General features: G+C 36.5%; 11 protein-coding genes and 4 tRNA genes. 6 read left to right on the forward strand and 9 right to left on the reverse strand.

Annotated elements, in window-relative coordinates; translation table 11 throughout:
* Positions 1 to 166 precede the first annotated feature (166 nt).
* From yfiR to yfiB, 3 genes are read left to right on the forward strand one after another with little or no spacing between them, the layout of a single operon-like run.
* Complete coding sequence (gene yfiR, locus HX005_RS16930; RefSeq protein WP_286378255.1) at positions 167 to 670, forward strand: regulatory sequestration protein YfiR; 504 nt, start codon at positions 167 to 169, stop codon at positions 668 to 670.
* 5 nt (positions 671 to 675) lie between these two features.
* The gene (gene dgcN, locus HX005_RS16935) at positions 676 to 1,893 is read left to right on the forward strand and encodes a diguanylate cyclase DgcN/YfiN (RefSeq protein ID WP_107009980.1); all 1,218 of its coding nucleotides are present in this window, start codon (positions 676 to 678) and stop codon (positions 1,891 to 1,893) included.
* 20 nt (positions 1,894 to 1,913) lie between these two features.
* Positions 1,914 to 2,393 (forward strand): outer membrane lipoprotein YfiB, encoded by a 480-nt coding sequence (gene yfiB / locus HX005_RS16940; RefSeq protein ID WP_286378256.1) that lies wholly within the window; start codon positions 1,914 to 1,916, stop codon positions 2,391 to 2,393.
* Positions 2,394 to 2,531: 138 nt separating this feature from the next.
* Here yfiB and HX005_RS16945 read toward each other — a convergent pair.
* From HX005_RS16945 to secA, 8 genes are all read right to left on the reverse strand, one after another.
* Positions 2,532 to 2,608 (reverse strand) — tRNA-Pro (locus HX005_RS16945).
* 16 nt (positions 2,609 to 2,624) lie between these two features.
* A tRNA-His gene (locus HX005_RS16950) sits at positions 2,625 to 2,700 on the reverse strand.
* A gap of 44 nt (positions 2,701 to 2,744) precedes the next feature.
* Positions 2,745 to 2,818, reverse strand: a tRNA-Arg gene (locus HX005_RS16955).
* Positions 2,819 to 2,863: 45 nt separating this feature from the next.
* Positions 2,864 to 2,940 (reverse strand) — tRNA-Pro (locus HX005_RS16960).
* Positions 2,941 to 3,092: 152 nt separating this feature from the next.
* Positions 3,093 to 4,160: a quinolinate synthase NadA gene (gene nadA / locus HX005_RS16965; protein ID WP_286378257.1), complete on the reverse strand. Its 1,068-nt coding sequence runs from the start codon at positions 4,158 to 4,160 to the stop codon at positions 3,093 to 3,095.
* A gap of 151 nt (positions 4,161 to 4,311) precedes the next feature.
* A complete protein-coding gene (gene argJ, locus HX005_RS16970) occupies positions 4,312 to 5,532 on the reverse strand; it encodes a bifunctional glutamate N-acetyltransferase/amino-acid acetyltransferase ArgJ (protein WP_286378258.1) in 1,221 nt (406 codons plus the stop codon).
* 169 nt (positions 5,533 to 5,701) lie between these two features.
* Entirely contained in the window at positions 5,702 to 6,076 is a 375-nt protein-coding gene (locus tag HX005_RS16975; RefSeq protein ID WP_107008148.1) for a hypothetical protein, read from the reverse strand.
* Positions 6,077 to 6,227: 151 nt separating this feature from the next.
* The gene (secA, locus tag HX005_RS16980; RefSeq protein ID WP_286378259.1) at positions 6,228 to 8,957 is read right to left on the reverse strand and encodes a preprotein translocase subunit SecA; all 2,730 of its coding nucleotides are present in this window, start codon (positions 8,955 to 8,957) and stop codon (positions 6,228 to 6,230) included.
* 346 nt (positions 8,958 to 9,303) lie between these two features.
* Between secA and HX005_RS16985 the strand changes: the two genes are divergently transcribed.
* Complete coding sequence (locus HX005_RS16985) at positions 9,304 to 9,945, forward strand: peroxiredoxin (RefSeq protein ID WP_107008146.1); 642 nt, start codon at positions 9,304 to 9,306, stop codon at positions 9,943 to 9,945.
* 103 nt (positions 9,946 to 10,048) lie between these two features.
* On the opposite strand, the gene HX005_RS16990 is transcribed toward HX005_RS16985, so the two are convergent.
* Positions 10,049 to 10,648: a glutathione S-transferase family protein gene (locus HX005_RS16990; RefSeq protein ID WP_286378260.1), complete on the reverse strand. Its 600-nt coding sequence runs from the start codon at positions 10,646 to 10,648 to the stop codon at positions 10,049 to 10,051.
* A gap of 150 nt (positions 10,649 to 10,798) precedes the next feature.
* Between HX005_RS16990 and HX005_RS16995 the strand changes: the two genes are divergently transcribed.
* Together HX005_RS16995 and HX005_RS17000 are read left to right on the forward strand one after the other, a co-directional pair.
* On the forward strand, positions 10,799 to 11,611 hold the full coding sequence (locus HX005_RS16995; protein ID WP_286378261.1) for an MBL fold metallo-hydrolase: 813 nt from the start codon (positions 10,799 to 10,801) through the stop codon (positions 11,609 to 11,611).
* Entirely contained in the window at positions 11,608 to 12,189 is a 582-nt protein-coding gene (locus HX005_RS17000; RefSeq protein ID WP_286378262.1) for a dual specificity protein phosphatase family protein, read from the forward strand. The genes HX005_RS16995 and HX005_RS17000 overlap by 4 nt, the downstream gene beginning before the upstream one ends.
* Positions 12,190 to 12,199: the final 10 nt, after the last annotated feature.

Here is a 12,199-nt window from a genome sequence, read left to right on the forward strand (position 1 = left end):
TTTTATTTTTTTATGCATGACTGCTTATTTATTCTTCAAAATTGAAGTTTTTTGCTATTTTTTAAGCATTATTGGCATAAAAAATTTTTCATTTACATAGATTTTTTGAACTCATTATTATTTTTCATTAGAATGCAATCATTATTATTCTACTTTTATAATGATTATGTTGCAGAGTAAGCTGATAAAAATTTTGCTTGTAGGGGGATTGCTTGTATTTAGTAATTTCTCAATAGCGAACTCAACGCATAATATTTATATGATGACACTTTCTATTTTAAGTTATGTCAAATGGAACAACCCACCTGCTACTTTATGCATTCTTGAAAATAATTATGCAACTCAACAGTTTTCTTCTTATCTAAAATCACAAAATTTAGCTTTCACAGTAAAAGATATTAATTCTAATGATGTTAAATCAACAAATTGTGATGCTATTTTTTTCTCAAATACAACGCCAGCAATTGAACAAAAACTTATAAACATAGCTTTAACACAATCGATTCTATCCTTTAGTACAAGCAATAATGAATGTGAAATAGGTAGCGTTTTTTGCTTAAATAATGCAAAAAATGGCAATACAGTTTTTAAAGTTAATTTAGACAGCTTAGCCAGATCGAAAGTCCATGTGGATCCTCGCGTCTTACTCTTAGCCAAAAATTCGGAGTAATACAAATGATTCATAAATTTTATAAATCAACATCATTGCAAACTCTTTTTAGAAAGTCTCAATTTACTATTTTTGCAATTACTTTTTTAATTTGCACTTTTACTTTTGCCACAATTTCTGTTTTTACAGTCAAATCTTTTGCTGAGCAAAATTTACAATTAATTAGTCGTACTGTGTCTGAGCGGATTCAACCCGCACTCGTCTTTCAAGATAAAATTGCTTTATCACAAATTTTACATGAATACACTCAACAACATTCTGTGCGCTTGATTGAAGTCTATGATCATCAGGATCAAAAAATTTCTGAAAGTATTAAAAGCATAGATCATTATTCTGCATTACAAAACTTGTTTGATCATATTTTCTTACATGATGCGATTAATGTTGCGGTACTACATAATGGTAATTATGTCGGAAAGATTATTCTTTATGGTAGTTCCAATGAGATTTTAATTTTTATTATTAAAATTTTTGTTGGTTTAGGCATTGGAATGCTCTTTATGATTTTAGCGTTATGGTGGTCTGTAAATCTCACCTATCGCCATATCATGCAATCAATGACACCTATTGTTCAAATTGCTCAGCTCGTCAGCACACAGAGTGCTTACAATTTACGTTTTCCTAAAAATGATATTCAAGAGTTTAATCATTTAAATGGCGTATTTAATCAATTACTTGAAGAAATTCAATCATGGCATACACATTTGCAAAAGGAAAATCAACAACTTTCTTATCAAGTACAACATGACCACTTAACAGGTTTACCTAATCGTAGTTATTTTTATCAAGCGCTAATACATTCATTTAAAAACACTTCGACAAAACAACAGATTGCTTTACTTTTCATCGACACAAATAATTTTAAAGTAATTAATGATCAATATGGGCATCAAGCTGGAGACGCTGTTTTAAAAGAAATGGCTGCTCGCTTAAAACAAAATATTCGTCAGGATGATTTTGTAGCTCGTCTAAGTGGTGATGAATTTGCCATCATTTTAAGCTCAATCCAACGTGTAGATCACTTAATTTCAATTGCTGAAAATTTGATTAAAAGTTGTGAAAAACCTTTGATCTATAAAAATCAAAGTATAGCTTTTAGTTTTAGTTTAGGAATCGCTTTATCAAATCAAGCAATTTCTCCTGAAGATTTAATTTCTCAGGCAGATCAGGCAATGTATAAAGCAAAATCACTGACTCATCATTGGTTTATTTACCATAACTAACTTTAATCAGGGGATACCATATGTTTACAACACACCTAAAGCTTCCAATTCTTGCCTTATTATGCTTAGCACTTACAGGTTGTTTAAATTTAGGAGGCTTAAAATACAATCAAGTCCGTGCATTAAAAAAAGAAGGTTTTGTATTAACAGATGAAGGTTGGAGTTTAGGGCTGCCTGAACGTCTATTATTTGATTTTGATCAGTCCGAAATTAAAGATCAAAACCGCGACTCTATTATGCATCTTTCAAAACAGTTGCAAAAATATAACTTAACCAAAGTTAAAATCGTGGGTCATACAGATGATGTGGGCTCAGCAAGCTATAACACAACGCTTTCTCAAAAGCGCGCCCAAAGTGTGGCGAATATCTTTATTGCTCAGCATTTCAACCCAAGTAATATTCAAATTATAGGTAAAGGTTCAGAACAACCCATTAAAACCAATGACAGCGAAGAACACCGCGCAGAAAACCGCCGTGTGTCAGTAATTATTATTCCATAATTTCACTTTCATCATTTTAAGGTCTGTCATAGACCTTTTTTTATATTCAAATTTCAGATTATTAAATTTTAGGCATAAAAAAACCGCTTAATTAGCGGATAATTTATATTTAAGTTTTAAACTTGGGTAAACTTAAATTGGTCGGAGCAGTAGGATTCGAACCTACGACCCCCTGGTCCCAAACCAGGTGCACTACCAGGCTGTGCTATGCTCCGATATCTCATAAGAGATTGGGGTGAATGACGGGATTCGAACCCGCGACAACTGGAATCACAATCCAGGGCTCTACCAACTGAGCTACATCCACCATTACAACAAGCTTTAGATTCTACAACATCAAGCAGCAAATTGCGCGCCTGACAGGATTCGAACCTGTGACCATCCGCTTAGAAGGCGGATGCTCTATCCAACTGAGCTACAGGCGCATGACTGATAATTTACATTATCAATTAACCTTTGCCTTGAAGAATTGGTCGGAGCAGTAGGATTCGAACCTACGACCCCCTGGTCCCAAACCAGGTGCACTACCAGGCTGTGCTATGCTCCGATTCATCTCAGCTTTCGTATCGAACATGTCGTTCGGTACGGTGTGCATTCTAGGCGTGACGCCCTTAGACGTCAACACCTATATTGAAAAAAAATCAAAAAAATACGTCAAATGTATATTTATCAAACATTTCTATTATTTTTTATACAATTTTAGCGTTTTAAACTCGCACTGAAGTTCAACATACGATCTAATGGTAGCTTCGCTCGCTCTGCTAATTGAGCATCCACAAAGATTTCTTGATCATTTTTTTGTAAAACGTCTAAGATGCCATCTAATTCATTCATTGCCATCCATGGACAATGTGCACATGAACGACATGATGCTCCTTCTCCTGCGGTAGGTGCTTCAATCAATGTCTTATTTGGAACAGCTTGTTGCATTTTATAAAAAATACCGCGATCTGTTGCCACGATCAAAGTGTCGTGTGGCAAAGTTTGTGCAGCTTTGATCAGTTGTGATGTACTCCCCACCGCATCTGCAACATCAATAACTGATTCTGGTGACTCAGGATGAACCAATACAGCAGCATTTGGATAAATGGCTTTCATATTGGTAATACCGCGTGAGCGAAACTCTTCATGCACAATACAAGAGCCATCCCAAAGCAACATTTCTGCGCCTGTTTTCTTTTGGATATAGCGCCCTAAATGCTGATCAGGTGCCCAAATGATTTTTTCACCTAAACTATCTAAATGTTCAATAATCTCAACAGCACAACTTGAAGTCACCACCCAGTCTGCTCGAGCTTTTACAGCAGCTGAAGTATTGGCATAAACAACCACTGTATGATCAGGATGAGCATCACAGAACGCAGTAAACTCATCTACAGGACAACCTAAGTCAAGTGAACAAGTTGCTTCTAAAGTTGGCATTAAAACCTTTTTTTCAGGTGATAAAATTTTAGCGGTTTCCCCCATAAATTTTACGCCTGCCACCACCAATGTTGATGCAGCATGATCTCGTCCAAAACGCGCCATTTCAAGTGAATCAGAGACACAGCCACCTGTTAGCTCTGCAAGTTCTTGTACTTCAGGGTCACAATAGTAATGCGCTACTAAAACAGCATCACGTTTTTCTAGCTCTGCTTTAATTTGTGCAAACTTCGCTTGTTTTGCTTCTTCAGTTAACACATTACTCTTAGATTCACCCAAACGATCTAAATGCGCTTGTACAATTGATTTTGCTTCGTTGGCAATTAAATTGGTCGCATCATTCATAAAACGTATTCTCTATCCGTATGCTTGTGATTAAACAAGCGTTTCATGTCATACACTGGCAATTTTGGCGTTGGCTCATTTGACCAGTTATTAAAAAAACATTGACTTATAAAAAAACCTCACAACGGAGGTTCTTTAAAATTTTTTAATTTTAAGAGCGATAGTCCGCATTGATCTTGACATAATCATATGACAGATCACAGGTATAAACTGTATCTTTCGCTGTACCACGACCAAGATCAATACGAATATTAATCTCTTTTTCAGCCATCACAGCAGCTCCTGCCTCTTCGGTATACTCAGGATTTGCACCACCATCTAAGCAAATTTGCACATCACCTAACCATACCTGAACCTTGCTAGTGTCAAGGTTTGGTACACCAGCTTTACCAATCGCCATGACAATACGTCCCCAGTTTGGATCTGAAGCGAACAATGCCGTTTTAATCAAAGGTGATTCGGCAACACTATAAGCTACATCACAACACTCCTGTGTGTTTTCACCACCTTCAACATGTACAGTAATAAATTTTGTCGCGCCTTCACCATCACGTACAATCAATTGTGCAAGACGATTCATAATACCTGCAAGTACATCTAATACTTTCTGATAACGAGCATCGCTTTGGCTTTGAATTTGAGTACCACCTGCCAAACCAGTCGCAACAAAGATACAAGAATCATTTGTTGAAGTATCACCATCAATAGTAATACGATTAAATGAGTGGGTTACTGTGGTTTGTAATAATGCCTGTGTCATTTCTTGGCTAATAGGTGCATCTGTTGCAACAAAGCTCAACATGGTTGCCATATTCGGGCGAATCATACCCGCGCCTTTAGAAATACCTGTCATCGTATAAGTAATGCCATCTAGCTCAAACTGCTCAGATGCGCCTTTAGGCGTGGTATCTGTTGTCATAATCCCTGATGCAGCATCAGACCAAGCATTTTCATTTAATGTATCTAAAGCAGGTTGTAAACCTTGTGTTAAACGTTCAAGTGGTAATTGCTCACCAATAACACCTGTTGAAAATGGTAAAATTTGATTAACTTGTACACCTGTTAATTCTGCTAATTTTGTGCAAGTTGCTTCTGCATTTTGATAACCAATCACACCTGTTGCCGCATTTGCATTACCTGTATTAATCACCAAATAACGCGGTGTATTTTCAGCTAAGTGCTTTTTACTGATTAAAACAGGAGCAGCAGCAAAGGCACTTTGAGTAAATACGCCTGCGACCGTTGTTCCTTGTGCAAACTCAAAAACAACTAAATCTCGTCGATTTGGATAACGTACATACGCCTCTGCTGAGCCAATTTTTACACCTTGCACCACATGCATGTGTGGCATAGTTACGTCACCAACTGCCATTTTCAAATATCCAGAATGAAATTAATAAAACAACAGCTTATTAGAAAATAGACAAAAAATCGAGCCTATAACGGAGTGAATTGATTTTTATTGTGATAGATCTTAAAAAAAGAAAAAACCAGCGTCCGACAACAACTGGTTTAGATATAGATTTATAACTTTTCAAGCATTATTGCGTAGCGACTTGATTTTGAGCGACCGTACTTTCTGAAACTAAAAGCGCCTGTTTTACTTTTTCTTGACTCGATGCTGATAAAGCTGGATTAGAAGCAACCACACGATTGATCGTTGCAGGTGTTACAGCAGCAATTGCTGCTGTTTTTAGAATAATTGGACGACCACCTGTATTTCCTAAAGTATAGCGAATACCTGTGCGAGGACTAATGACTGTCGTTGAATCATTTTTAATTTCTGCCTGCGCAGTAGTTACACCTGTTGCTGCCTGAACATTGGCAACCGTTGTAGTTTGTGGCTGAGTATCTGCAAAAGTCAGCACTGGCATTGCTAAAGCTGCGACAAATAATGCTTTGAATTGTATTTTCATTATCTTTCCTAAATCTTTAAACATGGACTGAGCAAGTAAATAACATTTAATCGTGAAAGGTGCAATAAATATTCACCTCCTGTAATAACTTGTAAAAAAAGCAGAACATTTGCCCTGCTTTTTTTAAAGATTACGCTAACGTTGGTAAATGTTAAATTTTACCGTGACATTGTTTATATTTTAAACCTGAACCACATGGGCATGGCGCATTACGGCTTTCAGGTGGTGTAAATGTTTGAGGCTTTTGTAAATTTAAAGGCTCATTTTCAGCTTGAGTACTCGTACTCAACTCACCTGTTAAACCATCAAACTCATCATGTGCAAAGTTCAAACGCATTGCTTCTGCTTGCGCTTGTTGCTGTGCTTCCATCTCTGCTAACTCTTCCGCAGTTGGAATATGCACACGAGAAAGATCAGTCACAACGTCTGACTTAATCACGCCAAGCATATTTACAAATAAATTAAACGCTTCTTTTTTGTATTCTTGCTCTGGATTTTTCTGCGCATAGCCACGTAAATGAATACCTTGACGTAAATAATCCATTGCAGCTAAATGGTCTTTCCAGTGGCGATCTAATGAACCCAACAAGAAATGACGTTCTAAAGTTGCAGCAGACTCAGCCCCCATATTTTCACGACGTTGGCGATAACGTTGCACGACTTCATCACTGATACGCTCAACCAAAGCTTCTTCATCTAAACGACGATCTTCTTCAAGCCATTGTGATACAGGTAGCTCAATCCCTAAGTCAACACGCAAAGCATTTTCTAGACCTTCAATATCCCACTGATCATGAATTGATTCAGGTGGAATATAAGTTTCGATTAAACCTTTCATGACTTCTTGATGCATTTCTTCAATATAATCTTGAAGTGTTGCTTCTTCTAAAATCTCATCACGTTGTGAATAAATGATTTTACGTTGTTCATTATTGACATCATCGTATTTTAAAAGATTTTTACGAATGTCAAAGTTACGTGCTTCAACTTTACGTTGCGCATTTTCGATTGAACGTGACACCATTTTATGTTCAATGGCTTCATTTTCTTGTAAGCCCATTGCACGCATCATCGCAATCACACGATCACCTGCGAAAATACGCATGAGGTCATCTTCAAGTGATAAGAAGAAGCGTGATACACCAGGGTCACCTTGACGACCTGAACGACCACGTAACTGGTTGTCAATACGGCGTGATTCATGACGTTCTGAACCGATGATATGTAAACCACCTGAACTCAACACCATTTCATTGTTTTTTTCCCACTCTGCACGAAGTCGTGCACTATCTTCTGGAGTTGGATTTTCAATTTTTGCAAGTAAGGCTTTCCAGTTACCACCAAGCAAAATGTCTGTACCACGACCCGCCATGTTTGTTGCAATCGTTACAGCATTCGGTGCTCCTGCTTGAGCAATAATATCAGCTTCACGCTCATGCTGTTTTGCATTGAGAACTTCATGGTGAATACCTGCATCGCGTAGTTTATCTGAAAGAATCTCAGAAGCCTCAATCGTCGCTGTACCAATCAAAATTGGTGCTACACCTGCAGCATGAATTTTTTGAATTTCTTCAATAATTGCATTGTATTTACCCTCACGATTTAAATAAATTAAATCATTTAAGTCCTTACGCAACATTGGGCGATGGGTTGGAATTAACACTACATCTAGGTTGTAGATTTCTTTCATTTCCGCAGCTTCAGTATCAGCAGTACCTGTCATACCTGAAAGCTTTTTATATAAACGGAAATAGTTTTGGAATGTTGTGGTTGCTAAAGTTTGGTTTTCTGGTTGAATTTCTAAACCTTCTTTCGCTTCAACTGCTTGATGCAAACCTTCAGACCAGCGACGACCAGGCATGGTACGACCTGTGTTTTCATCAACAATGATCACTTCGCCATCATTGATAATATAATGCACATTACGTTGATATAAGAAATGCGCACGAATTGAAGCAGTTACATGATGAACTAAGTTTAAATTTGCTGCTGAATATAAACTTTCACCTTCAGCCAACAATCCCATTTGAATGAGTTCTTGCTCTACTGTTTCATAACCGACTTCAGTCATTTCAACAGAGCGTTGCTTTTCATCAATCCAGAAATGCCCACCGTCTGCAACTTTTTCTTCTTTCTGTGGAGTTAATTTTGGCGGAATATTATTCATTAATTGATAAAGTTGCGATGAATCTTCACTTTGACCAGAAATAATCAAAGGTGTACGTGCTTCATCAATTAAAATAGAGTCCACTTCATCAATGATGGCATAACTTAACCCACGTTGTTTTTTCTCTACCATCGAGAAAACCATATTGTCACGTAGATAGTCAAAACCAAATTCGTTATTTGTACCGTAAGTAATGTCTGCACGGTAAGCTTCAGCTTTTTCCATTGGTGCTTGCATGGAATAAATCACACCAACAGTTAAACCTAAGAACTCATACAGTGGACGGTTTAACTCTGCATCACGCTGTGCCAAATAATCATTGACCGTGATGACATGAACACCTGCTTCACTGATTGCATTGAGGTAAACAGCTAAAGTACCCATTAGGGTTTTACCTTCACCTGTACGCATTTCTGCAACTTTACCTTCGTGTAAAGTAATACCGCCAATCAATTGCACGTCATAATGACGCATGCCCATGACACGTTTACCCGCTTCACGACAAACTGCAAATGCTTCTGGCATTAACTTATCAAGGCTTTCACCCTTTTTATATCTTTGTTTAAATTCTTCAGTTTTTGCAGATAAGTCAGCGTCACTTAAAGCAGATATTGTCGGCTCAAGCGCATTGATCTTATCGACAATTTTACGCATGCGTTTTAGTTCACGCTCGTTTTTAGTACCGAAGATTCCTCCGATCAGGCTTGCCAACATGTATAGACTCTCTAAAACTTGCTTATCAAAATAAATTTTTCTCAGACGTTATTATGGTGTTAGAAATTTGAAGTACAAGGTTTTTACACAAAACCAATTAAAAAAAATCTGTGCACCGACTTTCGCGTGTATGAGCTAAGGCGAACTAATGTAGCAAATTTGCACGATAGACAGATAGAACTATTCAGCAGAAATCGTGAATTTTTACATCTTGTTCAGGTTTTATATCTTATTTTCTCATAAAGAAATACAAAAACACTATTTTTAATTATAAGAAATTTAAGCCATAGTGATTTTGACGAGCTAAACAACAACTTTAAACATTCTAAATTTTGAGGACAATATCATGACAATTCGTTTGGGTGATACAGCACCTGACTTTGAACAGGACTCTAGTGAAGGGAAGATTAATTTTTACGAATTTTTAGGTAATGATTGGGGTATTTTATTTTCTCATCCAGCAGATTATACACCTGTGTGTACAACAGAGCTGGGTTATACAGCAAAACTCAAAGATGAATTTACCAAACGTGGTGTAAAAGCAATTGCGCTTTCGGTAGATGATGTGGAGTCACATCAAGGTTGGATTCAAGATATTAATGAAACACAACATACAACGGTAAATTTTCCAATTTTAGCGGACAAAGATCGTAAAGTTTCAACACTTTATGATTTTATTCACCCCAATGCCAGCGAAACAACCACTGTACGCTCTTTATTAATTATTGATCCTCATAAAAAAGTCCGTTTAATTATTACTTATCCCGCTTCAACAGGACGTAATTTTAATGAAATTCTACGGGTGATTGATTCATTACAACTCACAGACAACTATAAAGTTGCTACACCAGCAAATTGGCAAGAAGGTGAAGATGTTGTCATTGTACCTTCAATTAAAGATGAAGCTGAGCTAAAAGAACGCTTCCCAAAAGGTTATACGGCGGTTAAACCTTATTTACGCTTAACGCCACAACCAAATAAAGACTAAATTAAACTTCAAAAACAAAAATTGTGCTTTCTCCATTGAACTCCACCTTTCTCAGATGGAGTTCTTTTTTTTCAAAAATAGCCAGACACTTTCATCCTTACACTTACACTTGGTAGTGAGTGAATTGCATTGAATCACGTGCCTTCACTTGCTCAAACCATGCTGCAAGTTGGCTATATTTTATCTTCCAATCTTGTTCAGGAAATCTAAAATCAATATACGCCAACAAACACGCCACAGAAATTTCACCTATCCCAAAGTTTTTTGTGAAATTATCTAAATGTTGTTCCAACCAAATCAGTGTCGCTACTTGTGTTGCTTGAAAGCGTTGTAACATATCTTGTGATTGTAAATGTTCAGGTTTTTTTAACTCTGCATAGCATCGCCCTACGGCTGCCATAGCACCATCAGCTAATGCTTGTAACCTTAAACTTTTAAAATATTCAACACGTTCAGTGGGATAAATCAGTGCTTTATCTTTTAAGGTACTTAAATATTCACAAATTAATGCCGAATCAAATAAAACTTCTTTATGATTTAAAACCAAAGTTGGAACTTTTGATAATGGATTGATCTGCCTTAAATCTAGGTTTGTCCAAGGGTCAATCTTAATCATTTCAAATTGATCCTGAATTTTTAACTCTTGAATCAACACACAAACTTTACGCGCAAAAGGCGATGTTAAAGAATAATAAAGCTGCATCCGTATTCTCCTTATTATGTTTGTTATATTTATGAGTATGCTATAGAAAATCATAAACATTGCAGCATTAATGACAATGTTTTGTAAGCATTGGTTGATTTGCAAAAATAAGGTATAAGAGATGTAGAATAATTTAACAATCAAAATAGTATGATTTATAAAATCCACCATTTACATTGTGGTAGTTTTTGCCCACTCTGCGCACCTCTTTTTGGGCAAACAGGCTTAAAAGCACACTTTGTCTGTCATTGTTTATTGCTTGAGACAGATCGTGGCTTAGTTTTAGTTGATACAGGTTTAGGCATACAAGATTATTTACATTCTAAAAAGCGTTTAGGCAAACTCATTCACTATTTTGCCGCAATTGTACCTGATCAACATTTATCTGCTTTCCATCAAATTCAACAACTGGGTTTTAAACCCAATGATGTTCGACATATTTTAGTCACGCATTTAGATTTTGATCATGCAGGAGGTATTGCAGACTTTCCAAATGCCACAGTACATATTTTATCGAATGAGTTTAATGCAGCACAAACGCTCTCTGCTAAAAATAAATTACGTTATCGTCCTCAACAATTTCAACAACATGCGTATTGGCACTTTTTAGAACACGCTGCGGGTGAAACTTGGTTTAATTTTCATCGTGTACAAGGTTTTAATCTTTTTAAAGATGAAATTTTAATAATTCCATTATTAGGACATACGGCAGGACATTGTGGTATTGCGATAAAACAACAAGAAGGTTATTTACTTTTTTGTGGCGATGCCTATTACTCTCACTTAGAACTTAACCCCAAATATCGTGTCTGGGGTCTAAATTGGGCTGAACAATTACTTGCTTTTGATAATCAACAACGTCTTCAAAGCTTACAAGCATTACAAACCCTTGCCCAAACTCAACCACAAATTGAGATCATTTGCGCACATGACCCATTGGACTTAAAGAAATATCAAATATGATAAAACAATATTTTTTGGCGACTTTAATTTTAAGCAGTACGCTAACAGGATGCATAACAACTTCAACGCTTCCTGCCGACCAAAGACCCCAAAATTGGGGACAAGTCATTCAGTCCGATTATAATTTTTATAAAATGAGTGATAGCATTTTTCGTAGTGAGCAACCCAGTAAGCAATTAATTCCATTATTAGCTCAACATGATATTGATGTTGTGATCAATTTACGTAGTCGTGATAAAGATAGCTCAACACTTGCAGGTCAAAATTTAGAGTTAGTCCATATTCCCATTCATACATGGGCAATTAATGAACATGATTTACTACAAGTCATGCGCTCTATTCAAACCGCACAACAAAAAGGTCAAAAAGTATTAATTCATTGTTACCACGGCTCTGATCGTACAGGTGCTAGTATTGCAATGTATCGTATTATTTTTGAAAATTGGTCTACGGCGGATGCTTTAAATGAAATGAAACATGGCGGTTATGGCTTTCATCCCATTTGGGGCAATATTGAAAAGTTATTTAGCCCTGAAAAAATAAAATGGATTCGAGAACAACTCTCAAATCCATCTTAAAATCAAGGAT

It is taken from the genome of Acinetobacter sp. R933-2, assembly GCF_030325485.1.
Lineage (GTDB): Bacteria > Pseudomonadota > Gammaproteobacteria > Pseudomonadales > Moraxellaceae > Acinetobacter > Acinetobacter sichuanensis.